The following is a 23,609-nucleotide window of genomic DNA, read 5'->3' on the forward strand; positions in this document are numbered from 1 at the left end:
AGCGACAAGAGGATTCTGGCGATGACTGACGAAAGCAAGCTGGTCGACTACCTGAAGCGGGTGACCGCGAACCTGCAGGAGACGCGTGAGCGGCTTCGTCAGGTCGAGGCGGCGGAGGCCGAGCCGATCGCGATCGTGGCGATGGGCTGCCGGTACCCGGGCGGCGTGCGCTCGCCGGAAGACCTGTGGGAGCTGGTGGCCGACGGCCGGGACGCGATCGGCGCGTTCCCGACGGACCGAGGCTGGAACCTGGACACCCTGTTCGACGCCGACCCGGACAGCCCGGGCACGAGCTACGTGAACGAAGGCGGCTTCGTCCACGACGTGGGCGAGTTCGACGCGCCGTTCTTCGGGGTTTCGCCGCGTGAGGCGCTCGCGATGGACCCGCAGCAGCGGCTGCTGCTGGAGCTGGCGTGGGAGACGTTCGAACGAGCCGGCATCGCCCCGCATTCGCTCGCCAAGCAGCAGGTGGGCGTGTTCGTCGGCAGCGGCGAGCAGGACTATTACGACGAGTTGCCGCCGTCCGTGCTCGCGGGCGAGGTGGCGGACTACCTGAGCACCGGCAACGCCGCTTCGGTGATCTCGGGCCGGATCGCTTACGCGCTGGGTCTGGAAGGCCCGGCCCTGAGCGTGGACACTGCGTGCTCGTCGTCGCTGGTCGCGCTGCACCTCGCCGTGCAGGCCCTGCGGCAGCGCGACTGCTCGCTGGCGCTGGCCGGTGGCGTGATGGTGATGTCGCGCCCCGGGCCGTTCCTGGCGTTCAGCCGGCAGCGCGGGCTCGCCGCGGACGGCCGCTGCAAGGCGTTCTCCGACAGTGCCGACGGAACGGGCTGGGCGGAGGGAGCCGGAACGCTGTTGCTGGAACGGCTTTCCGACGCGCAGCGCAACGGGCACCCGGTGCTCGCGGTGGTGCGCGGTTCGGCGGTGAACTCCGACGGTGCGTCGAATGGCCTTACCGCACCGAATGGTCCTTCGCAGCAGCGGGTGATCCGGCAGGCGTTGGCCAACGCGCGGCTGTCGGCGTCCGATGTGGACGCTGTCGAGGGCCACGGCACGGGCACCACGCTGGGCGACCCGATCGAGGCGCAGGCCGTGCTGGCCACCTACGGCCAGGACCGGGACCGTCCACTGTGGCTCGGTTCGATCAAGTCGAACATCGGGCACGCGCAGGGCGCGGCGGGCGTCGGCGGGGTGATCAAGATGGTGCAGGCGCTGCGGCACGGTCTGCTGCCGCGCACGCTGCACATCACCGAACCGTCCACTGAGGTCGACTGGTCGGCCGGGAACGTCGAGCTGCTCACGGAGGAGCGTTCCTGGGCCGCGGACGGGCGGACGCGTCGCGCCGGGGTGTCGTCGTTCGGCGTGAGCGGCACCAACGCACACGTGATCGTCGAGGAAGCTCCCGCCGTCGAAGCGGACGAGGTGACGCCGAGCTGGCCCGAAGACGTCCCCGTCCCGTGGCCGCTCGCCGGGCACGGTGGCGCGGCACTGAAGGCGCAGGCAGCCCAGCTGCTGTCCGTTGTGGACGCTGCCACCCCGCTCGACCTCGGTTTCTCCCTGGCGACCTCCCGGTCGCCGCTCAGCCACCGCGCCGTCGTGCTCGACGGGAAGGCCGGGGTCGCCGCCCTAGCGGACGGCGTCGCCTCGCCGGACGTCATTACCGGCACGCAGGTCGAAGGGCTGACCGCGTTCCTGTTCTCCGGTCAGGGCGCGCAGCGCGCGGGCATGGGGGCCGAGCTGTCCGCCGCATTCCCGGTGTTCGCCCAGGCGCTGGACGAGGTCTGCGCGGAACTGGACCAGCACCTCGACCGTCCACTGAAGAAAGTCATCTTCGAGAAGCCGCGCTTGCTCGACCAGACCGGCTACACCCAGCCCGCGCTGTTCGCGATCGAGGTGGCGCTGTTCCGGCTGCTGTCTTCGTGGGGCCTCAAGCCCGACTTCCTGCTCGGCCACTCGGTCGGCGAACTGGCCGCCGCGCACGTCGCGGGTGTGCTGTCGCTGGCCGACGCCTGTGCTCTCGTCGCGGCCCGGGCGCGGTTGATGCAGGCGCTTCCGTCCGGTGGGTCGATGGTGGCTTTGCAGGCGACCGAGGACGAGGTCACTCCGCATTTGACCGCCGAGGTCAGCATTGCCGCGATCAACGGTCCGGATTCGGTGGTGCTGTCCGGTACCGAGGCCGCGGTCGCCGCGGTGGTGGCGGAGTTCGAGGGGCGGAAGTCCTCGAAGCTCAAGGTCTCACACGCGTTCCACTCGCCGCTGATGGAGCCGATGCTGGCGGAGTTCGCCGCAGTCGCCCGCACGCTCACCTACTCCCCGCCCACGATTCCGTTGCTCTCCAACGTTTCCGGCGCACCTGCCGGGGCGGAGATCGCCACGCCGGAGTACTGGGTCTCGCACGTCCGCGCCGCGGTCCGGTTCCACGACGGGCTGACCGCGCTGAGCGCGCAGGGCGTTTCCCGGTTCGTCGAGGTCGGCCCGGACGGCGTGCTGTCCGCGCTCGCCCGGCAGAGCTTCGACGCGGTGGTCGTGCCGGTCCTGCGCAAGGACCGGCCGGAGCCGCGGGCGGCGCTCACCGCGCTGGCCGAGCTGTTCGTCAGCGGCCTGACTCCGGACTGGGCCGCGGTCTTCGCCGACCGTGGCGCGCAGCGGGTCGACCTGCCGCCGTATGCCTTCCAGCGCAAGCGTTATTGGCTCGACGCGCGCGCCAACCGCGACGAGGTCACTGCCGCTGGACTGACCTCCGCCGGGCACCCTCTGCTCGGCGCCGCGGTCGCGCTCGCCGACACCGACGGCGTGGTACTCACCGGACGGCTTTCCGCGGAGACGCACGCGTGGCTGGCCGAGCACCGGCTCGGCGAGGTCATCACTGTGCCCGGCACGGCGTTCCTGGAGCTGGTGGTCCGCGCCGGCGACCAGGTCGGCAGCGGCCGGATCGAGGAACTCACCCTCAGCAGCCCGCTGGTGGTGCCGGAGCGCGGCGGCGTTCAGGTCCAGGTGACCGTCGGGGCGGCGGATGAGCGCGGGGTCCGCGCCGTGACGGTCCACTCGCGCGAGGAAGGTGCCGAAGGCGAACCGTGGACGCTGCACGCGAGCGGCACGGTCACGCCACCGTCGTACCGCGGCGGGGTGGAGCTGGCCGAGTGGCCGCCCGCCGGTGCCGAGCCGGTCGGGATCGAGGGCGTGTACGACGACTTCGCCGACACCGGCCTCGCCTACGGCCCGCTTTTCCGTTCTCTGCAAGCAGTTTGGCAGCGCGAGGGCGAGATCTTCGCCGAAGTCGCGTTGCCGGAGGACAACGACGCTGCCCGCTTCGGCCTCCACCCGGCCGCACTCGACGCCTGCACCCACGCGCTGCGCGTCGCGGGCGGCGGGGACGGCGGCGTCGGCCGGGTCCCGTTCTGCTGGACCGGAGTCGAACTGCACGCCACCGGTGCCTCGGCGCTGCGGGTGCGGTTCACGCCGACCACCGAGGACGGCTACGAAGTCGCTCTCGCCGACGCTACCGGGGCGCCCGTCGCCACCGTGGCCGAGGCGGTGTTCCGCGCTGCCACTACGCCGGTCGCGACCGACGCGGCCGCGCCGCTCTACCGGATCGAGTGGCGGCGGATCCCCACTGAGTCCACTGTGGACGCATCAACGGTCGAGATCTTCGACTGCTTCGGCGAAACTGGCACGGCGGAGGAGACGCACGCACTGACCGCCCGCGTCCTCGGCGCCCTGCAGACCTGGCTCGCGCAGGAGCACCCGGCGGACGCACGCCTGGTCGTGGTGACCCGCGGAGCCGTCGCGGCCGCCGGTGGGGTCGCCGACCTCGCCGCCTCCGCTGTCTGGGGCCTCGTGCGCTCCGCGCAGGAAGAGAACCCGGACACGTTCGTGCTCCTGGACCTCGACGCCGAGACCGAGGCGGGCGCAGTCCTGCCGCAGGTGCTCGCCACCGGGGAACCGCAGCTCGCCGTCCGGACCGGCAGCGTGGTCGTCCCGCGGCTCGTGCGTACCACCTCCGCGACCGAGCCGGCGTACTTCGACCCGGACGGCACCGTGCTGATCACCGGGGCCTCCGGTGCGCTCGGCGGCACGGTGGCCCGGCACCTCGTCCACGAGCACGGCGTCCGCCGGCTGCTGCTGGTCAGCCGGCGCGGCACTCCCGAGCTGGCCAACCTGGCCGCCGAGCTGGGCGTGCACGTCGACCTGGCGCAGTGTGACGTCGCCGACCGCGCCGCGCTCGCCGAGGTGCTGGCCTCGATCCCCGCGGAGCACCCGCTCACCGCGGTGGTGCACGCCGCCGGAGTGCTCGACGACGGCGTGGTCACCGCTTTGACGCCGGAGCGGGTCGACGCCGTGCTCCGGCCCAAGGTCGACGGCGCGCTGAACCTGCACGAACTCACCCGCGACACCGCGCTCTCCGCGTTCGTGCTGTTCTCGTCGGTCTCCGGCGTGCTCGGCGCGCCCGGCCAGGGCGGATACGCCGCCGCGAACGCGTTCCTCGACGCCCTCGCCGCCGACCGCGTCGCGCACGGCCTGCCGGCGGTGTCGCTGGACTGGGGCCTGTGGGGCGAGGCCGGCGGCATGGGCGGCACCCTGGCCGAGTCCGAGATTTCCCGCCTGGCCGCGAGCGGCATCGTGCCGTTGTCCACGGCGGCCGCGCTGGACCTGCTCGACCGGGCGCTGGCCATCCGGCAGCCTGCCGTCGCCGCGGCGAAGCTCGACCTGCCGACGCTGCGCAAGCTCGACCGCGTCCCGAAGATCCTGGAAGAACTCACCGGCCGGGGAGCCCGGCGCGTCGCGGCGAGTGCGACCGCCGCTCCGGCGGACTCCTTCGCCGCGCGGTTGCTGGCCCTGCCCGAGGGCGACCGCGCCGACGCCGTGCTGGAACTCGTGCGCGGCCACGCCGCGACCGTGCTCGGCTACGGCGGTGCACACGAAATCGAGTCGTCGGCCCAGTTCTCGTCGCTCGGTTTCGATTCGCTGACCGCCATCGAGTTGCGCAACGGGCTCACTGCGGCGACCGGGCAGCGGTTGCCCGCAACGCTGATCTTCGACTATCCGACCCCGTCAGTGCTGGCCGCGCACCTGCTCGGCGAGCTGGCGGGCACGACCGTCGAGATCGCGGCGGTGTCCACTAAGGACAAATCGGAAGAGCCGATCGCGATCGTCGGCATGGCTTGCCGCCTGCCTGGCGGGGTCACCTCGCCGGAACAGCTGTGGGAGCTGGTCGCTGAGGGTCGCGAGGCGATCGGGGACTTCCCGACCGACCGCGGCTGGGACGTCGACGGCCTGCTGGACCCGACCGGCCGCCGTCCCGGCACCACCTATGTCGCCCGCGGCGGATTCGTCTACGACGCCGGTGATTTCGATCCGACGTTCTTCGGTGTCTCGCCGAAGGAAGCGCCGATGATCGACCCGCAGCAGCGGTTGCTGCTCGAAGCGTCCTGGGAAGCGCTGGAGCGGTCCGGCATCGACCCGGTGTCGCTCAAGGGCAGCCCGACCGGCGTGTACGCCGGCGTCCAGTACCACGACTACGTGGGTGCGAACAGCGCTGGTTCGATCGTCACCGGCCGGATTTCCTACACCCTCGGACTCGAGGGTCCGGCCGTGTCGGTCGACACCGCGTGCTCGTCGTCGCTGGTCGCGATGCACATGGCGGCCCAGGCACTGCGCGGCGGCGACTGCTCGCTCGCGCTGGCCGGTGGGGTCACGGTGATGGCGACGCCGGAGACCTTCGTGGAGTTCAGCCGTCAGCAAGGGCTGGCCCGCGATGGCCGGTGCAAGGTGTTCTCCGACGACGCCGACGGAACCACCTGGTCGGAAGGTGTCGGTGTGCTGGTGTTGGAGCGTCTGTCCGACGCCCGCGCGAACGGTCACCCGGTGCTGGCGATTCTCAAGGGCAGCGCGGTGAACCAGGACGGCACGTCCAACGGGCTGACCGCGCCGAACGGTCCGGCACAGCAGCGGGTGATCCGCGCCGCGCTGGCCGACGCCGGGCTGGATCCGTCCGAAGTGGACGCGGTCGAGGCACACGGCACCGGAACCAAACTGGGCGACCCGATCGAGGTTCAGGCGCTGCTCGCTACCTACGGCAGCGCCGCGGACCGTCCGTTGTGGATTGGTTCGGTGAAGTCCAACATCGGGCACACCCAGGCGGCGGCCGGGGCGGCCGGGGTCATCAAGATGATCGAGGCGATGCGCCACGGCGAACTGCCCGCCACGCTGAACGTGGGCAAGCCGTCGAGCGAGATCGACTGGTCCTCGGGCACTGTCCGGGTGCTGGCCGAGCCGGTGAAGTGGCTGCCCAACGGCCACACCCGCCGCGTCGGCGTCTCGTCCTTCGGGGTGAGCGGCACCAACGCGCACGTGATCTTGGAAGAAGGCGACCGTCCCGAGGTCGAGAGCGGCGTGCCGTCCTACGACGGGCCGGTCGCGTGGCCGGTCTCCGGACGCGGCGCCGTGGCGCTGCGGGCCAAGGCGGAGCAGCTGATGTCCTATGTGGACGAGGAACCGGAAGGCAGCCTCGCCGACATCGGCCTCTCGCTGGCGACCACGCGCAGTGCGTTCGACCGCCGGGCAGTGCTGATCGGCAGCCGCTCGCCGCAGTTCGTGCGCGGTCTCGCGGCGCTGGTGGACGGGGAGGACGCCCGCGGCGTCGTCAGCGGAATCGCGACCGCGGGCGGGCGCACCGCGTTCCTGTTCGCCGGCCAGGGTTCGCAGCGGGCGAAGATGGGCGCGCGGCTCGCCGAGCAGTACCCGGCGTTCGCCGCCGCGTACGACGAAGCTTGCGCCGCGGTCGACCGGCACCTGGACCGGCCCATCCGGTCGGTCATCGACAGCGGGGAGGGCCTGGACGAGACCCGCTACACCCAGCCCGCGCTGTTCGCGCTGGAGGTCGCGCTGTTCCGCCTGGTCCGGGCATGGGGCATCAAGCCGGACGTGCTCGCCGGGCACTCCATCGGCGAGATCGCGGCGGCGCACTGCGCTGGCGTATTCTCTCTGGAGGACGCGGCGAAGCTGGTGGTTGCCCGGGGCGCGCTGATGCAGGCGCTGCCGACCGGTGGCGCGATGGTCGCGATCGACGGAACTCCGGAAGCGGTGCGGGAAGCCGCTGGGGACACTGTGGACATCGCCGCGGTGAACGGCCCGACCGCGGTCGTGATTTCCGGCGCTGCGGACGCGGTTGCCGAAGTGGCGGCGAAGTTCGAGCGCACCAAGCAACTCCGGGTCTCGCACGCGTTCCACTCGCGCCTGATGGACCCGATGCTCGCCGAATTCGGCACTGTCGCGGAAGGACTGTCCTATGCGGACTCGCGAATCCCGATCATCTCCACGGTCACCGGCGGCCCGGCCGACCTGGCCTCGCCGGAATACTGGGTGAACCAGGTCCGCGCAGGCGTGCAGTTCCGCGACGCGGTCACCCGGGCCGCCGCCGACGGCGTGACCCGGTTCCTTGAGCTGGGCCCGGACACCACGCTCGCCGCGATGGCCGCGGGCTGCTTCGACGAGCAACCCGAAGCACTGGCTTCGCTGCTGCACAAGGAAAACGACGAGGCAGTGGCCGCGCTGACCGGTGTCGCGCAGCTGCACGTCAGCGGCGTCGACGTCGACTGGGCGGCCATCTACGCACCGACCGGCGCGCACCCGGTGCCGGTGCCGACGTATCCGTTCCAGCGCCAGCGCTTCTGGCTGGAGAGCACCTCCGGCGCCGTCGGCGAGGAGGACCACCCGCTGCTCGGATCGGCACTGGAACTGGCCGACGCCGAGGGGCTGCTGTTCAGCGGACGGCTTTCGGTGGGCACGCATCCGTGGCTGGCCGACCACGTCGTCGGCGGCTCGATCCTGTTCCCCGGCACCGGTTTCGTCGAGATGGCGATCCGGGCCGGCGACGAGGCAGGCTGCCCGCGGCTGGAAGAGCTGACCCTGGAGTACCCGCTGGTGGTGCCGGAGCGGACCGGCGTGCGCGTGCAGTTCGCCCTCGGTGCTCCCGACAGCGGCGGCACCCGGACGTTCAGCGTGCACTCCCGGCCGGAAGGCGACAGCACCGCCTGGACGCGGCACGCGATCGGCAAGCTCGCCAAGGCGGGCAAGGCCGGTAAGTTCGAGCTGTCCGAGTGGCCGCCCGCCGCCGAGCAGGTGCAACTCGAAGGCACCTATGAGGAACTGGCCGCCGACGGTCTCGCGTACGGTCCGGCGTTCCGCGGCCTCGTGGCAGCCTGGAAGGGCGACGGCGAAGCGTTCGCGGAAATCCAGCTGCCTGCTTCGGTGTCCGATGTGGACCGTTACGGCATCCACCCGGCCGTGCTCGACGCTGCCCTGCACACCATCGGTGTCTCCGGGGCGGCTGGCGACGAACCGGCGCTGCCGTTCGCGTGGGAAGGCGTCCGGCTGCACGCGGTCGGGGCGACGACGCTGCGGGTGCACGTGAAGCAGATCGGCTCGGGAGCGGCCGCGCTGGAGATCGCCGACGGAACCGGTGCGCCGGTCGCCTCGGTGGAATCCCTGCTGCTGCGCCCGATGTCCGCGGTGCCGCAGGCGGTTCCGGCCGGTGGTGGCGACTCGCTGTTCCGCGTCGCCTGGGAGCAGACCGACCTCGACGCCGTCGCCGAGGTCACCGACTGGACCGTGCTGGGCCCGGACTCCTTCGGCCTCACCGAGGCGCTGGGCGCCACGGCGGCCGGGTCGGTCGCCGAGACGAGCGGCTTGGTCGTGCTGCCGGCGGGCGGCACGGACGACGTCCACGCCGAACTGCACCGCGTGCTCGGCCTGCTGCAGGACTGGCTGGCCGGCTCGACCGGTTCGCTGATCGTGGCGACCCGGGGCGCGGTGGCCGCTGAGGCGGGGGAGAACCCCGATCCGGTCGGCGCCGCGGTCGCCGGACTGGTGCGCTCGGCGCAGGCCGAGCACCCGGACCGGATCACCCTGGTCGACCTCGGCACCGGAACCCCGAGCGGCCGCACCCTCGCCGCGGTGTCGGCGTCGGACGAGCCGCAGGTCGCTCTGCGGGCCGGCGCGGTGCTGGCGCCGCGGCTGGAGCGGGCCGCGGACGCGGTCGCCGCGCCGGTCTGGGATCCGGACGGCACGGTGCTGATCACCGGCGCGACCGGTGCGCTGGGCGGTTCGGTCGCCCGGCATCTGGTCGCCGAGCACGGGGTGCGGAACCTGCTGCTGGTCAGCCGTCGCGGTGCGGATGCCCCGGGCGCGACCGAACTGCGGGACGAACTGACCGGACTCGGCGCTGAAGTCACGCTCGCCGCTTGCGACGCGGCCGACCGCGCCGCGGTTTCCGCGCTGCTGGACGGAGTTGACCTTCGCGCGGTCGTGCACGCGGCCGGTGTCCTTGACGACGGCGTGCTCACTTCCCTTACGCCGGAACGCCTTGACCAGGTCCTGCGGGCGAAGGCGGACGCGGCGGAAGTGCTGCACGAGCTGACCCGCGAACGGGATCTCAGCGCGTTCGTGCTGTTCTCGTCGGCCGCCGGGGTCCTCGGCGCACCAGGGCAGGGCAGTTACGCCGCGGCCAACGCGTTCCTGGACGCACTGGCCGCCCGGCGCCGTGCCGAGGGCCTCGCCGGCACCTCGCTGGCGTGGGGTCTGTGGAGCGACGGCATGGGCGCGGCGCTGGAGAACGCGGACGCGCACCGGATCGGCGAAACCGGCATCACCGCACTGTCTACTGAGGACGGTCTGCGGCTGCTGGACGCGACGGCGGGTTCCCCCGAACCCCTGTTGGTGCCGATCTCGCTCGACACCCGGGTGCTGGCCTCGTCGGGCGGCGACGACCTCCCGGCCGTGCTGCGCGGTCTGGCCGGCACGCCCGGCCGTCGCGCGGCGCAGGACGCGGTGGAAGACACCGAGTCGCTGGCGAAGAAACTGGCCGGCCTTGCGGCGAACAAGCGGGTCCCGACGGTGCTGAACCTGGTGCGCACGCACGCCGCGGCGCTGCTGGGCCACGCGGGTCCGGAGGCGGTGGAACCGGACCGCTCGTTCAACGAGGTCGGTTTCGATTCCTTGTCCGCCACCGGGTTCCGCAACAAGCTCAGCCTCGTCACCGGGCTGAAACTTCCGGTCAGCCTGATCTTCGACTACCCGACCCCGCGGATCCTTTCCGACTTCCTCGTCGGCGAACTGGCCCCCGCCGAGGAAGCCGTCGCGGAGGAAACCGTTACGGAGCAAGGAGTCCGGGAGGCGCTGGCGGGCATCTCGCTGGAGAAGCTGCGCGCGGCCGGGCTTCTGGACGGGCTGCTGGAGCTGGCCGGAGTGCGCCTGGCCGAAGACAAGACCGAGGAGCCGGAAGCCGGGGAAGAGGCGTCGATCGACGACCTCGACACCGACGCGCTGATCAGCATGGCGATCGGCGCCGGCGACGACTGACCGCACCGGCCGCGCGGGGCGGGAACCCCTAACCCGGCCGGCCCCGGCCACTGTTGTCCGGGCCGGCCGGGCTGTGGCCCACTGGAAAGACCCGAACGAGGAGAGGTAACCCCATGGTCACCGGCTACGCAATCGAAGCACGGGGGCTGCGCAAGTCCTATGGCGACGTGGAAGTGCTGGAAAGCGTCGACCTCAGCGTGCGGCGCGGCACGATGTTCGCGCTGCTCGGCCCCAACGGCGCCGGGAAGACCACGACGGTGCGGATCCTCAGCACCCTCCTGGACGCCGACGGCGGCACCGTGACCATCAACGGCCACGACCTCGCCGGGTCCAAGCGGACGGTGCGCGAGCAGATCGGCTTGACCGGACAGGACACCGCGGTCGACGAGCTGCTCACCGGCCGCGAGAACCTGGAGATGATGGCCCGGCTGTTCCACCTGTCCGCCGCGCGGGCGAAGGAGCGGGCTGGCGAGCTGCTCGCGCAGTTCGACCTCGTCGAGGCGGGACAGCGTCAGGTCAAGACGTATTCCGGCGGCATGCGGCGCAGGCTCGACCTGGCGATCAGCCTGATCACCTCGCCGCCGGTGCTGTTCCTCGACGAGCCGACCACCGGCCTCGACCCGCGCAGCCGCTCGGCGATGTGGGACGCGATTCGCGACCTTCTCGACAGCGGCACCACGATCCTGCTCACCACGCAGTACCTCGAGGAGGCCGACCAGCTCGCCGACCGGATCGCGGTCATCGACAAGGGCCGTGTGGTCGCCGAGGGCACGGCGGCCGAGCTGAAGCGCAAGGTGGGCACCGAGCGGCTGAAACTCTCCTTCGCCACCGCCGCCGAAGCGGCCCGCGCGCACGACGTCGCCGGCGGGATGCTGACCGGCGACACCGTCAGCGTCGCGATCGACGAGCCCGCCCAGGTCCGGCTGGTGCTCAACCGGATCGACGACGCGGGCCTCGCAACCACCGGGCTGGAGCTCTCCGAGCCGACCCTGGACGACGTTTTCCACACCCTCACCGGAACCGCGGGAGCGAACTGATGACCCAGACTTTGTCCAGGGAGCACGCGGGGACGCAGGTTTCCGGCACCCCGAGCCGTTCGGCGTTCGCGCTGGCGCTGTCCGACTGCCGGGTGCTGGTCGCGCGCAACGTCAAGCACATCGTCCGCAACCCGGAGATGCTGATCCAGGCGGTTTCGCTGCCGATCGTGCTGCTGCTGCTGTTCCGCTTCATGTTCGGCGGTGCGATCAACCTGCCCGGCATGGCCTACGTCGACTACCTGGTGCCCGGCCTCGTGGTCGTCAGCATCGGCTTCAACTCGACGACGACCGTGGTCGGCGTGGCCGCGGACCTGACGCAGGGCCTGGTCGAGCGGTTCCGCTCGATGCCGATGGCCGGCTCGGCCGTCCTCGTCGGCCACGTCGTGTCCGGCGTGCTGCGCAGCCTGCTTTCGCTCGTGGTGATGGTCGCGGTCGGCTTCGCCATCGGATTCCGCCCGGCGGGCGGCGTGCTCGGCTGGCTCGCCGCGACCGGACTGCTGGTGCTGTTCGCCGCCGGCGTGTTCTGGTTCGCCACGCTGGTGGGGTCGATCGCCAAGACTGTCGAGGGCGCGGGCGGTCTCGGCATGATCTTCGTGTTCGTCCCCTACGCCACCAGCGCGCTCGTGCCCACCGGCTCGATGCCGTCGGTGCTGCGGGCGGTCGTCGACAACCAGCCGGTGACGGTGGTGATCGACGCCGTGCGCGGCCTGATGAACGGCGCGGCGGTCGCGTCGACGGTGTGGCTGGCGCTCGCCTGGTCGGTCGTGCTGACCACGGCCGGCGCGTACCTCGCGATCCGGAAGTTCCACCAGCGCGCCCGCGGCTGACCCCCCGCGGTGGCGAAGGCGGCCCGTGCCCCCGAGCACGGGCCGCCTTTTCGCGCGCGAGAAACGGCCCGGTCCCCGCTGGTGGCGGAAGACCGGGCCGCTGGAGCCGGACGCGGGCCGGGTCAGACCGCGTCCGACAACTCGCCGACGAGGATGCTGTGGTGCAGCTTCCGCAGCGAACTGCCGGGCTCGATGCCCAGCTGCTGAACCAGGTTCTGCCGGGCGGAAGCGAAGGTCTCGAGGGCTTCCGCGCGCCGGTTCGAGCGCAGCAAAGCGGTCATCAGGTACTCGTAGAACGTCTCGCGCAGCGTGTGTTCCTTCGCCAGCGCGGACAGCTGGCCGACGACCTCGCGGTGCCGCCCGATCAGCAGCTCGGTCTCCATCAGCAGTTCCAGGCACTCCAGCCGGGTTTCCTCCAGCAGCGCGGCGTACGCCTGGACGTCGGGGGAGTCGGTGAAGCCGCCGAACGCCGCGCCGCGCCACAGATTCGCGGCCTCGCGCAGGACGGCCGCGGCCGGTTCGTAGTCGCGGTCCCGGTGCCGGGAACGGCCTCGCTCGTAGAGGAGGGTGAAGCGGTCGGCGTCGAGTTCGCCGTCGGCCACGCGCAGCGAGTAGCCGCGCGGGCTGGTGACGACGGGACTGTCGGCGGAACCCGTGCCGCGCAGCAGTTTCCGCAGCTGCGAGACGTAGACGTACAGCGCGGCGCTCGCGCGGGCCGGCGGACGCTCTCCCCAGAGTTCTCCGATCAGGTGCTCGGTGGTCGCCACCTGGTTGCGCTTGACCAGCAGCACGGCCAGGAGCGTCTCGATCTTGCGTGCCCGCGGAGCGCTCACGCCGGGCCGCCCTTCCACTCTGAGCTGCCCCAGTATCCCGTAGTCCATTTCCCGTGCCTTCCGGTGTCCGCGTCGATCGGATCTGCCCGGCCCGGCGCCCCCAGTGTTCTCCAGCGCCCCACTGCCCGGTCCTGCTCGGAACAGCGTACTGAACCGACCCGCCGGTTTTCAAGACAAAACCGGGAGGTCGGTCTGTTTGTCCCGCGTGTGGGCGACGTTTCCGTTGTCGAGGACCGAGTCTGCGGGTTTCTTCGCTTGAAAACCGGGCGGTTGGTATGTAATCATGATCGCGTGCGCAGAGTCGCCTGCGCCGGACGACTCGAGCGGAGGGACCGGCGGTGGCCAAACAGGCGCGCTCGGAACACACGCGGCGCCTGGCGCTGGAGGCGGCGGCCAGGCTGCTGCGCCGGGACGGATACGCGGCCACCAGCATGGTGGGCATCGCCGAAGCGGCGGGAGTCACGAAGGGCGGCCTGTACTTCCACTTCTGCTCGAAGGACGAAATCTGCGACGAGGTCCAGGGCGCGGCGACAGCGGTGTTGCGCGAGCACGTTCGCTGTCAGCCGGTTTCCCGTCCGGCGTTGCGGCGGCTGGCCGAGTTGGGCGAGGCGCTGATGTGCTGGCTGGACCACGACCCGAAGGTGGGCGCGAGCTTCCGCATGGCGCGCGAGATGGGTTCGGCGAACGAGCGGTTCACGGCGTTTTCCCGGGCATGGCTGGCGCAGGTCCGCCAGTGCGTGGCGGAAGCGGCGGCCAGCGGCGAACTCGGCGCGGACGTGCCGGTCGAGACCGCGGAGCTGCTGCTGGCGGCGACGTGCGCGGGTCTGGAGTCGGCGGTGTCGAGCCGGATCGTGGTGCCGGAAAGCGACTTGGCGGACACGCTGAGCACGCTGTGGCGGTCGCTGGAACTGTCCTTCCGCCCGGTGTCGGCGCGGACCTGAGCGCTTGCGCGGCAAGAAAAGCGGATACGCCGGGACAGCCGCCTGAGGCAGCTGCTTCTTGTTGTGCCGGAACACTTCCTGGACCGGGCTGCGCGTCGCTTCGGAGTGTCCTCGATCTTGCTGCTGATCGCCTAGGACGCGTTGCTGGGCACCGCGGCCGAGCTGCCCTTCCCGAAAGCTCAGACCGCGGCGGCCGCCCGCGTCGTCCCTTCCGGAGCGAACCGGTGCGCCCGCCGCGGCGGGACCACCGAACTCAAGATCGTGTTCCACATGAACGTCGTGCGCTCGAGCAGGTCCGCGCGGCCCGTCAGCACCTGGGAACTCAGCTGGATTCCGGTGAACGACGCCTGCACGTACACCGCGAGGTCGTACGCGTTGACTTCCTTGCGCAGGTCGCCCGCCGCCTTCGCGGCGAGCAGGCAGCCGTGGATCGTGTCGATCCACCGCTTGTACGCGGTGCCCGCCGGCGCGATGAACGAACCCTGCTCGACGACCAGCCGGATGCTCGCCCGGACCCGCACGTCGGACTGCAGGCTCGCCGCCATCCCCTGGGTCAGGTCGATGACCGTCTGCAGTCCCGGGCTTTCGGTCGCCGCGAGCGGGTCCCATACCGTGAACTGCTCGTCGATCAGCGCGTCGGCCAGGTCTTCCTTCGACTTGAAGTGGAAGTACAGAGCACCCTTCGTGACGCCCGCTTCGGCCAGTATCTCCGACAGGCTCGCGCCGAGGAAGCCGACGGCGTCGAACCGTGAGGCGGCCGCCTCGAGGATCGCGTTCCGCGTTTGCTCCGCACGCTCTTGGCGAGCCACGGCGGCCCCTCTCGCTTGGGCGGATCGGTCCCCTGCGGACCAGTCGGCAGTACTCCGCGCAGAGAATCAGTCTACGGCCCGGCGGCCGGGAAAGCCACTAAAAACCGCTCGGTTGGTATGATTCTAGGGGTACGGTGGGGCTGGGACGACGGCGGGGACCAGTGCCGCGCGGCCTGCGGTGTCCACAATGGACGGTCGGAATCCGGGATTCGATCGGCATCTTCCGCCTCGGCGGGTCTTTCGCTAAACTGTGCAAGTCTTACACTGATCGGCTCGGCATGTCCGCCGGCCAGCATCTTCCGAATATCCCCGTACGCAGGGCTGGGGTTCCCTGATCTTCGGCGGTCCGCTAAACTGTTCAAGCCTTACACAATTAAGTCCGACTCCGCCGAAGCCGTATTGGGGGGCCTCATGTCGGAGAGCACCGGGAAGACCCGCTCGAAGAGCGGATCCGCTCGCCTCGTCGTCACGATCGCCTGGGCCGCCGTCCTCGGCGTCCAGTTCGTGATCTGGCTGCTGATGTGCCTCATCAGCCTGTCGTTCAAATGGCCCTTCTGGCTGTGGACGCTGGGCGGAGGCGTCATCGTGCTCGGGGTGTGGTGGTCGCTCGACCGCCGCGGTTCCGGCAACGGATCGGAGTGAACGACGTGCCCACCACTACTGCTTCCGTGGCAACGCCCGTCCGGCTGGACGCGGTGCGCAAGACCTACGGCCGCGGCGAGAGCGCCGTCGAAGCGCTCGCCGGCGTTTCCGTCGCCTTCCCGGCAGGCACTTTCACCGCGGTGATGGGCCCGTCCGGTTCCGGCAAGAGCACGCTGCTGCACTGCGCGGCCGGGCTGGACACGCCGACCTCGGGCACGGTCTCCCTCGTCGGGACCGACCTCAAGGGCAAGAACGAAACGCAGCTCACCGAACTGCGCCGCGAGCACGTCGCGTTCATTTTCCAGTCGTTCAACCTGATGCCGGCGCTGAACGTGGAACAGAACGTCACGCTGCCCACGCTGCTGGCCGGCCGCGCGCCGGACAAGGCGTGGGTGGACCAGGTGATCGCGCGCGTCGGGCTGGCCAAGCGCGTGAAGCACCGGCCCGGCGAACTCTCCGGCGGGCAGCAGCAGCGCGTCGCGATCGCCCGCGCGCTCGCCGCCCGTCCGGCCGTGGTGTTCGCCGACGAGCCCACCGGCGCGCTCGACACCACCACCGCGCTCGAGGTGCTCGGTCTGATGCGCGAGCTGGTCAACGCGGGCCAGACCATCGTGATGGTCACCCACGACCCGGTCGCGGCGTCCCACGCGGACAACGTGCTGTTCCTGGTCGACGGCCGGATCGTCACGCAGATGGCCTCGCCCAGCGTCGACGCGGTGGCGAGCACTCTGGCGCACCTCGGCGAGCAAGCGAGGAGGCAGCGGTGAAATCGCGGCGAGTGGTGCTCGCGCTCGCGCTGTCGAGCCTCCGGTACCGCGCGGCGGCGTCGCTCGCGTCGTTCGTCGCGATCTTCATCGGCTGCGGTCTGCTGATCGCGTGTGCCGGGCTGTTCGAGACGGCGATCGTGCTGAAGGCGGCCCCGCAGCGGCTGTCCGCGGCTCCGCTCGTGGTCGGCGGATCCGCCGGGTTCAAGCTGCCGGACGAGGAATCCCAGGTCGTTCCGTACGCCGAGCGGGCACTGCTGCCGGAGGACCAGGTCGCGAAGATCTCCGCGGTGCAGGGCGTCGGGCAGGCAGTGCCGGACGTCTCGTTCGCGACCGTCCTGCTGCGCGACGGCGCGCCGGCCGAGTCCGGTGCGGCGGTCCTTTCCGGACACGGCTGGGATTCGGCTTCGCTGGGCGGATACAAGCTCACCGAGGGCACGGCCCCGAACACGCCGGGCCAGGTCGTCCTCGACGCGACCACCGCCTCCGCGGCCGGCGTGCACGCGGGTTCGGCGGTCGACTTGGCGGTGAACGGACAGCGGCAGTCGTTCCAGGTTTCCGGTGTCGCACAGCCCGCGCAGACCGTGAAGTCGCCCGCGTTCTTCTTCTCCGTCGCGGACGCACAGCGGTTCAACCCGCATCCGGGCACCGTCGGGCTCGTCGGCGTGTTCCCGGCCGACGGAGTCGACGCGACGGAGCTGGCGGGCAAGATCTCGGCGCAGGTTCCGGCGCTCACCGTGCTGACCGGCGACGACCGCGGTTCGGCCGAATTCCTTGGCGTGAACGGAAGCCAGCTGCCGCTGATCCTGCTCGCCGCGGTGTTCGGCGGCATGGTGCTGGTCGTGATGGCGCTGGTGGTTTCCGCGACGATCAGCCTCACCGTCCGGCAGCGGCAGCAGGAACTCGCGCTGCTGCGGGCGACCGGGGCGACGCCGAAACAGGTGCACCGCATGGTCGTCATGGAGACGATGGCGGTCGGCGCGCTCGCCGCGGTGTGCGGGGCGTTCCTCGGCAGCCTGCTCGGGAACTGGATTTTCACCACCAGCGGCTCGCTCGGCATCGTGCCGGACGAACTCGCCTTCACCCAGGACATCATCGCGTTCGCGGCGGGAATCGTCGTCACGTTCGCCATCACCTTCGGTGCCGCGTGGTTCGCCGCGCTGGCCGCCGCGCGCGCCCGGCCCGTTCAGGCGCTGGCCGAAGCGGCGATCCCGGACGTCAAGGTCAACGCGGTGCGCCGGATGGGCGCGCTGATCTGCGGTGCGGCGACCGTGCTGCTCGCCGCGACCACGGTTTTCATGCCCGCCGACAGCGCGGCCGCGATCGGCGGTCCGGCATTGCTGACCGGCGCGATCGCCGTCGCGCTGCTCGGCCCGGAGATCATCGCCTGGGTGGTGGACCGGTTCGGTCCGTTCGTGCGCCGGGTCGCCGGCCGCGACGCCACGCTCGCGGTCATCAACACCCGGGCGCGGGCGGTCGCGTTCGCCGCGGTGCTCACGCCGATCACGCTCGCCAGCGCGGTCGCGCTCGGCAACGTGTATTCCGAGACCACCGCGCAGAAAGCACAGGTCAGCGCTTACGCCGGGCAGTTGCGGGCGGACGCGGTGGTCACCTCGGCCGCGGGCGGGTTCTCGCCGGACCAGCTCGCGCAGATCCGCAGCACGCCAGGGGTTTCGACCTCGTCGCCGCTCGTCACCAGCTCCGGCTGGGTCGAAGAACCCTACGACGGCAACGGAAGCGACCCGTTGCGGCTGCTGGGCGTCGCCGCGCAGGACCAAGGCGGCACGGTGCTCACCACTGAGGTCACCGAAGGTTCGCTCACCGCGTTGCGCGGGAATTCCGTGGCGCTGCCCGTTTCGGTGGCCGAGAAACTCGAGGTCAAGGTCGGTTCGCAGCTCAAAATGCGGCTCGGTGACGGAGCGCAGGTCCCGGTGACCGTGGTCGCGCTGCTGGACAGCCCGTCCAGCTACGCGAGCATGGTGCTGCCCGCGGAACTTCTGGCCGCGCACACCACCAGCGGACTGGCGTCGCAGGTGCTCGTGCGGGGCGGTGACGCCAGCGCGATCATGTCGGCGCTGTCCGACCGGGCGAAGAACTGGCCCGGGGCCACGGTCGGCGACGACAGCACGCTCGCCGCGAGCTTCCAGGCGAGCGCCGACGTCGAGGCGTTGATCAACTACCTGCTGGCCGTGCTCGCCATCGCCTATGCCGCGATCGCCGCGGTGAACACGCTCTCGGTGGCCGTGCTGGCCCGCCGTCGCGAGTTCGGCGCGCAACGGCTCGCCGGCGCGGACCGCGGGCAGGTGCGGCGGATGCTGTTCGTGGAAGGCGGGATCGTGGCGGTGACCGGACTCGTGCTCGGCATCGTGATCTCGCTCTTCACCGTGCTCCCGATGGCGCTGACCACCGGTGAGATCATCCCGTCCGGACCGGTCTGGGTGTTCCTCGCCGTGGTGGTCGCGATCTTCCTGATCGTGTGGCCGGCGACCGCGCTCTCGGCCCGGCTGGCGATGCGCCGCAATGCCATCGAAGCGGTGAAAATGCCCGGCCAGTAACGGTTTTCCCGGGGTACGCCGGGCCGGTCCGGAGTGGATAGTCTCGCCGGGACTGTCCGCACCGGGCCGGCCCGGTTTCCGCCGTATCTGGAGTGATCCCATGCGCGTACTCCTGGCCGCCCCGTCCTCGACGGCCCGCCTGCACGCCCTGGTGCCGCTGGCCTGGGCATTGCGGACCGCCGGACACGACGTGAAAATCGCCGGACGCTCCGGTTTGGTCAAGAACGTCCTCCGCACCGGCTGCGTCGCGGTCGAACTGGAGGACGGCGACGCGGAACTGACCGAATCCACCGCGCTGATCGAGTTCGCGCGCCTGTGGCGTCCCGCGGTGGTCGTGTCGAACGCGCCAGCTGGAATCACCGCCGCCCGCGCGGTGGAGGCGAAAGCGGTGCGCGTGCTGGGACCTCTCGACGAGCCGGACACCGCTGCCGACCACACGCTCGATGTCGTGCCGCCTTCATTGCGCGACTCTCCCGGACGGCCGCTCCGGCACATACCGTACTTCGGCCCCGCCGAGGTGCCGAGTTGGCTGCGCCGCAAGGCATGCCGCCCGCGCATCTTTTTGTCGTTGAACGATCCATCTTGGTATGAACGAGTCTTCAGCGCACTGTCCACTGTGGAGTTCGTCTGTGCCGCCGGGGTGCCCGCCGGGCTCGCCGTGCCGCAAACGGTGCGCCTCGTCGACGCCGCCCCTCCGGCCGCCGTGCTGCCGACCTGCGTGGCGGTAGTCCACGACGGGGACGAGTCCCTGGCGCTAGCCGCGGTGACGTACGGATTGCCGCAACTGTCGCTGACCGAGTCCGCCTTCGGCACTCGCGTCACCGCCGCCGGCGCCGGGCTCTCGGGTTCGGTGGAAGGGATCTCCCAGCTGACGAACGAAACACTCCGCGCCGGTGCGGAAGCGTTGCGCGCGGAGGTGGCCGCATTGCCAGCTCCTCGCGAGGTCGTCGCCACCCTCGCTTGGACCCCCTGATCCCGCTAGGTCGGCTTTAGACCGCTCGGGCACTCTCGGTGGAGTAGCGAGGACCACTGCGTGAAGTGAGGTGGCGCAATGCCGACCCGGGTGATGGAAAAGCCGGTCGATCCCGTGGCCGCGTGGCTGGCCCCGCTGGCGGAGGACCCCGCGGGCGCGGTCGCGTTCCTCTCGGAAGTAACCGACCGCGTATCCCGCTCCCGAGGCGCCGGCCGAGTCCTGGTCCCCGGCGGCGGCCCAGTAGCGGACGCATTGGCCGGCGAAGGCTACGAGGTCCACCTGGAACCAGGCCCGCGTTTCGACGCCGGATACCTGGGCGCGGACGTGCTGTCCCGCCTGCCGGACCAACGAGACCAGCTGCGCGCGATCGGCCGCTACAGCCGCCTGTTACGCCCCGGCGGCGCCCTGGTAGTCCAGGGCCGGCACCCGGACCCGGCGTGCTGGACCGCAGACGCCCGCGTACGCACGGTAGACGACGTCCGGCAAATCGTGCACCTGGCCGACACCGCACTGCCGCTCCGCTACGTATGGCCCGCGGAACTGGACCTGATGGCAGAACTGGCAGGCCTGGCATTGGACAGCAGATGGGGCGGCTGGTACGGAGAACCAGTAACCTGCGGCGGTTTCGTAGTCTCGGTCTACCGCAGCTAGGGGTGCCGTGAGAGGAACCCTGGGCGAATCAGATTCGCCCAGGGTTCCCCTCACGACTTTCACAACCGCACCGCTGCACCCAGGATCGAGCCACCCACACCGCCCCCCAACCCCGATACGAAGCCTCCCTGCGGTTCGGGGGTGCTTGTCAAGGCATCTTTCCCGCCTTGACAAGCACCCCCGAACCGTCAGCACACTCGGGCTTCGGGGTGGTGGGGCGCCCCGGCCGCAATGTCGCCGCCAGGCGACGAGCCGAACAAACCCCGACCCGGCCCCCAAAAAAGGAAGACCGGGCCGCCCCCACCGCAAACCCTCACCCGACGTCCGACATCTCTCCGGCAAGAATGCTGTGATGCAGCTTCCGCAACGAACTCCCCGGCTCGATCCCCAGCTGCCGCACCAAATTCTGCCGCGCCGAAGCGAACGTCTCCAACGCCTCCGCCCGCCGATTCGACCGAGCCAGCGCAGTCATCAAATACTCGGTGAACGTCTCCCGGAGCGTATGCTCCTTGGCCAGCGCGGACAGCTGCCCGACGACTTCCCGATGCCGCCCGATCAGCAGTTCGGTCTCCATCAGCAACTCGAGGCACCCGAGCCGGCTCTCCTCCAGCAACGTGGCATAAGCCTGCACATCCGGCGAGTCGGTGAACCCGCCGAAAGCCGCCCCCCGCCACAGACCCGTAGCCTCCCGCAGCACCTTCGCGGCCTGCCCGTAGCAACGGTCCCAATGCAGGGCCCGCCCCTGCTCGTAAAGCCGGGTGAACCGGTCAGCGTCAAGCTCGTCGATCCCGACATGCAGCGAATACCCCCGCGGACTGGTGACCACCGGGCTCTCTTCCGCATCCTTGCTCGTGCCGCGCAGCAGTTTCCGCAGCTGCGACACGTACACATACAGTGCCGCGCTGGCCCGCGCCGGCGGATGCTCGCCCCAGATCTCGCCGATCAGGTGCTCGGCGGTCACGACCTGGTTGTTCTTCGCCAGCAGCACGGCCAGCAGGGTCTCGATCTTGCGGGCCCGCGGGGCGCAGACGCCGGGCTGGCCGCTCACTCTGATCTGTCCGAGGATTTCGTAGTTCAGCATGACTGCCCTCCGGTGTCTCTCGCGCCGGACCCGCCCGGCGGCGCCCCCAGCGCCGCTGCCTGCCGGTCCGAGCCGGGTCCACCATGGGACCATAGCAAACCGGGAGGTCGGTTTTCAAGGTAAAACCGGTAGGTTGGTTTGTTTCGATCTTCACCGACCTGCGGTATCCCAGGTGGGGACCCCGGAATGCTGGTAAACCGGGCGGTCGGTATGTCATGATGAGGCGGCCGGAGCGCACGCCGTGCCGTTCCCGGCGCGAGACGATGGGGAAGACGGTGGCTAAACAGGCCCGCGCGGAGCTGACCAGGCACCTGCTGCTGGACGCCGCGGCGGCGCTGTTGCACCGCGACGGCTACGCGGCCACGAGCATGGTGGACATCGCCCGCGAGGCGGGCGTGACCAAGGGCGGCTTGTACTTCCACTTCTCGTCGAAGGACGAGGTCTGCGACGAGGTGCAGTCGGCGGCGGTCGCGGTCCTGCACCGGCATGTCGCACGAGCGCGCGGACGCCGCCCGCACCTGCGCAGACTGGCCGACTTGAGCCGGGCGCTGATGGGCTGGCTGGCCGAGGACGCCAAGGTCGGCGCGAGCTTCCGACTGGCCCGCGAAATGGGCTCGAACGACCCGCGATTCGTAGCGTTCGTCCGCGCATGGCTGGGCCAAGTACGCGCCCACATCGCCGCGGCGCACAGCGAGGGGGAGCTGAGCCCGCACGTCCGTCCGGACATGGCGGCGCTGCTGGTCGTGGTGACCTGCGTAGGCCTGGAATCAGCCGCAGCGAGCGGCACAATCCCGGCTGACACCGACCTGGCGAGCACCCTTTCCGAACTGTGGCGAGTGATCGAGGCCTCGCAACCAGCGGATTCGCCCGCCGCCGAGGCAACGGGCACCTGACCGGCGGCGCTGCCGGGTTGAGGGATTCACCGCGACCGGTGGGGCCGACCGGCCGCGGGCCTGGAGCGTTCGGAATCCGGGGTGCCGCGCAAGCCCGGCATCAGCTGTGGCGGGTGCTTCACGACCGGCTTTCGCCAACTGCCGAGGCGGCGCACCTGAGCGGCAGCGCTGCCGGGTTCGAGAATCCCCGCGCCGCGACCGGCTAGGCCGACCGCCTGCGAGACCCGCGAACCCGGAGCCAACGGAACCCGGGGCACCGCACCACATCCGCAACCCGCCCAAGCGAACCGGCCGTCCGGCTGCGGCGGGTGCTTCGCGACCGGCTTTCGCCAAATGCCGAGGCGACGGCCACCTGAGCAGCAGCGCTGCCGGGAGTCGAGAATCCCCGCGTCGCAAACCGACGAGGCCAAGCGGGCCGACCGGACGCAACCCCCACGAACCCGGAACCCCGCCCAACTCCGCAACCCACCGAAAGCAAACCGACCGCCCGGTTCCCCAAGTGCCCCCGATCTCACTCCGCAGGAGGAGTCCCCGCCGGATCGAACTTGTGCAGCCGCCTCGGCGGGACCACCGCGTTCAGGATCGTCTGCCACATGAACGTGATCCGCTCGTGCAGGTCCGTCCGCCCGGTCAGCACCTGCGAGCTGAGCTGGCTCCCGGTGAACGACGCGACCACGTACTGCGCCAGATCGTGCGCGTTGACGTCTTTCCGCACGTCGCCGGCGGCTTTCGCGGCGAGCAGCAGGCCGTGCACGGTGTCGATCCACTGCTTGTAGGCGTTCGCGGCCGGGGTGACGAACGAGCCCTGCTCGATGACCAGCCGGATGCCGGCGCGCACGCGCACGTCGGTGCGCAGGCTGTGCCCCATGTTCTGGGTGAGGTCGATGGCGGTCTGCAGCCCCGGGTTCTCGATGTCGGCCAGCGGGTCCCACACGCTGAACTGGTCGCGGATCAACGCGTCCGCCAGCTCTTCCTTCGACTTGAAGTGGAAGTACAGCGCGCCCTTCGTCACCCCCGCCTCGGCGAGGATGTCCGACAGGCTCGCACCGAGAAAGCCGACCGCGTCGAACCTGGACGCGGCCGCGTCGAGGATGGCCTTGCGGGTCTGCTCCGCGCGTTCCTGGCGAGCCACTGCGCACACTCCTTTCGGGAAGCCGCGGGCCCGGACCGGCCGCGGTGGCACGGCAGTCTACCTCCCTCCCGGCCCCCGGAGCCAGAGAAAAAAACCGGTAGGTAGGTATGGT

Annotated in this window: 14 protein-coding genes; 10 read left to right on the top strand and 4 right to left on the bottom strand. The window is 70.8% G+C overall.

Annotation, left to right across the window (positions count from 1 at the left end; all coding sequences use genetic code 11):
* Nucleotides 1-21: 21 nt before the first annotated feature.
* From F9C11_RS16020 to F9C11_RS16030, 3 genes are all read left to right on the top strand, one after another.
* The gene (locus F9C11_RS16020; RefSeq protein WP_409185656.1) at nt 22-10,359 is read left to right on the top strand and encodes an SDR family NAD(P)-dependent oxidoreductase; all 10,338 of its coding nucleotides are present in this window, start codon (nt 22-24) and stop codon (nt 10,357-10,359) included.
* A gap of 113 nt (nt 10,360-10,472) precedes the next feature.
* Nucleotides 10,473-11,396, top strand: coding sequence for an ATP-binding cassette domain-containing protein (locus tag F9C11_RS16025; RefSeq protein ID WP_409185657.1), 924 nt, complete (start codon nt 10,473-10,475; stop codon nt 11,394-11,396).
* On the top strand, nt 11,396-12,223 hold the full coding sequence (locus tag F9C11_RS16030) for an ABC transporter permease (protein ID WP_409185658.1): 828 nt from the start codon (nt 11,396-11,398) through the stop codon (nt 12,221-12,223). Before F9C11_RS16025 ends, F9C11_RS16030 begins: the two co-directional genes overlap by 1 nt.
* A gap of 122 nt (nt 12,224-12,345) precedes the next feature.
* Here the strand turns inward: F9C11_RS16030 and F9C11_RS16035 are convergent, their stop codons facing one another.
* Complete coding sequence (locus F9C11_RS16035; protein ID WP_409185659.1) at nt 12,346-13,056, bottom strand: BTAD domain-containing putative transcriptional regulator; 711 nt, start codon at nt 13,054-13,056, stop codon at nt 12,346-12,348.
* A gap of 338 nt (nt 13,057-13,394) precedes the next feature.
* Between F9C11_RS16035 and F9C11_RS16040 the strand changes: the two genes are divergently transcribed.
* Nucleotides 13,395-13,997, top strand: a complete 603-nt coding sequence (locus F9C11_RS16040) for a ScbR family autoregulator-binding transcription factor (protein WP_409185660.1) — start codon at nt 13,395-13,397, stop codon at nt 13,995-13,997.
* Between the two features lie 179 nt (nt 13,998-14,176).
* Here the strand turns inward: F9C11_RS16040 and F9C11_RS16045 are convergent, their stop codons facing one another.
* A complete protein-coding gene (locus tag F9C11_RS16045) occupies nt 14,177-14,806 on the bottom strand; it encodes a ScbR family autoregulator-binding transcription factor (RefSeq protein WP_409185661.1) in 630 nt (209 codons plus the stop codon).
* Nucleotides 14,807-15,217: 411 nt separating this feature from the next.
* Between F9C11_RS16045 and F9C11_RS16050 the strand changes: the two genes are divergently transcribed.
* The 5 genes from F9C11_RS16050 (at nt 15,218) to F9C11_RS16070 (ending at nt 20,391) form a co-directional block, all read left to right on the top strand.
* Entirely contained in the window at nt 15,218-15,448 is a 231-nt protein-coding gene (locus tag F9C11_RS16050) for a hypothetical protein (RefSeq protein WP_409185662.1), read from the top strand.
* Between the two features lie 26 nt (nt 15,449-15,474).
* Nucleotides 15,475-16,215: an ABC transporter ATP-binding protein gene (locus F9C11_RS16055; protein WP_409185663.1), complete on the top strand. Its 741-nt coding sequence runs from the start codon at nt 15,475-15,477 to the stop codon at nt 16,213-16,215.
* Complete coding sequence (locus F9C11_RS16060) at nt 16,212-18,767, top strand: ABC transporter permease (protein ID WP_409185664.1); 2,556 nt, start codon at nt 16,212-16,214, stop codon at nt 18,765-18,767. Before F9C11_RS16055 ends, F9C11_RS16060 begins: the two co-directional genes overlap by 4 nt.
* A 100-nt stretch (nt 18,768-18,867) precedes the next feature.
* Nucleotides 18,868-19,740, top strand: a complete 873-nt coding sequence (locus F9C11_RS16065) for a nucleotide disphospho-sugar-binding domain-containing protein (RefSeq protein ID WP_409185665.1) — start codon at nt 18,868-18,870, stop codon at nt 19,738-19,740.
* Nucleotides 19,741-19,818: 78 nt separating this feature from the next.
* On the top strand, nt 19,819-20,391 hold the full coding sequence (locus F9C11_RS16070; protein WP_409185666.1) for a hypothetical protein: 573 nt from the start codon (nt 19,819-19,821) through the stop codon (nt 20,389-20,391).
* A gap of 313 nt (nt 20,392-20,704) precedes the next feature.
* Here the strand turns inward: F9C11_RS16070 and F9C11_RS16075 are convergent, their stop codons facing one another.
* Nucleotides 20,705-21,472, bottom strand: coding sequence for a BTAD domain-containing putative transcriptional regulator (locus F9C11_RS16075; protein WP_409185667.1), 768 nt, complete (start codon nt 21,470-21,472; stop codon nt 20,705-20,707).
* Between the two features lie 275 nt (nt 21,473-21,747).
* On the opposite strand from F9C11_RS16075, the gene F9C11_RS16080 reads away from it, so the two are divergent.
* The gene (locus tag F9C11_RS16080) at nt 21,748-22,365 is read left to right on the top strand and encodes a ScbR family autoregulator-binding transcription factor (protein WP_409185668.1); all 618 of its coding nucleotides are present in this window, start codon (nt 21,748-21,750) and stop codon (nt 22,363-22,365) included.
* Nucleotides 22,366-22,876: 511 nt separating this feature from the next.
* Here the strand turns inward: F9C11_RS16080 and F9C11_RS16085 are convergent.
* A complete protein-coding gene (locus F9C11_RS16085; protein WP_409185669.1) occupies nt 22,877-23,497 on the bottom strand; it encodes a ScbR family autoregulator-binding transcription factor in 621 nt (206 codons plus the stop codon).
* Between the last annotated feature and the right edge of the window lie 112 nt (nt 23,498-23,609).

Origin of the sequence: Amycolatopsis sp. VS8301801F10, from assembly GCF_046195355.1 — a bacterium.
Lineage (GTDB): Bacteria > Actinomycetota > Actinomycetes > Mycobacteriales > Pseudonocardiaceae > Amycolatopsis.

Bases quoted from the DNA above. Each gene is read 5' to 3' on its own strand.
- F9C11_RS16020 (WP_409185656.1), top strand. From the start codon at position 22: ATGACTGACGAAAGCAAGCTGGTCGACTACCTGAAGCGGGTGACCGCG.
- F9C11_RS16025 (WP_409185657.1), top strand. From the start codon at position 10,473: ATGGTCACCGGCTACGCAATCGAAGCACGGGGGCTGCGCAAGTCCTAT.
- F9C11_RS16030 (WP_409185658.1), top strand. From the start codon at position 11,396: ATGACCCAGACTTTGTCCAGGGAGCACGCGGGGACGCAGGTTTCCGGC.
- F9C11_RS16050 (WP_409185662.1), top strand. From the start codon at position 15,218: ATGTCGGAGAGCACCGGGAAGACCCGCTCGAAGAGCGGATCCGCTCGC.
- F9C11_RS16065 (WP_409185665.1), top strand. From the start codon at position 18,868: ATGCGCGTACTCCTGGCCGCCCCGTCCTCGACGGCCCGCCTGCACGCC.
- F9C11_RS16070 (WP_409185666.1), top strand. From the start codon at position 19,819: ATGCCGACCCGGGTGATGGAAAAGCCGGTCGATCCCGTGGCCGCGTGG.
- F9C11_RS16075 (WP_409185667.1), bottom strand. From the start codon at position 21,472: ATGCTGAACTACGAAATCCTCGGACAGATCAGAGTGAGCGGCCAGCCC.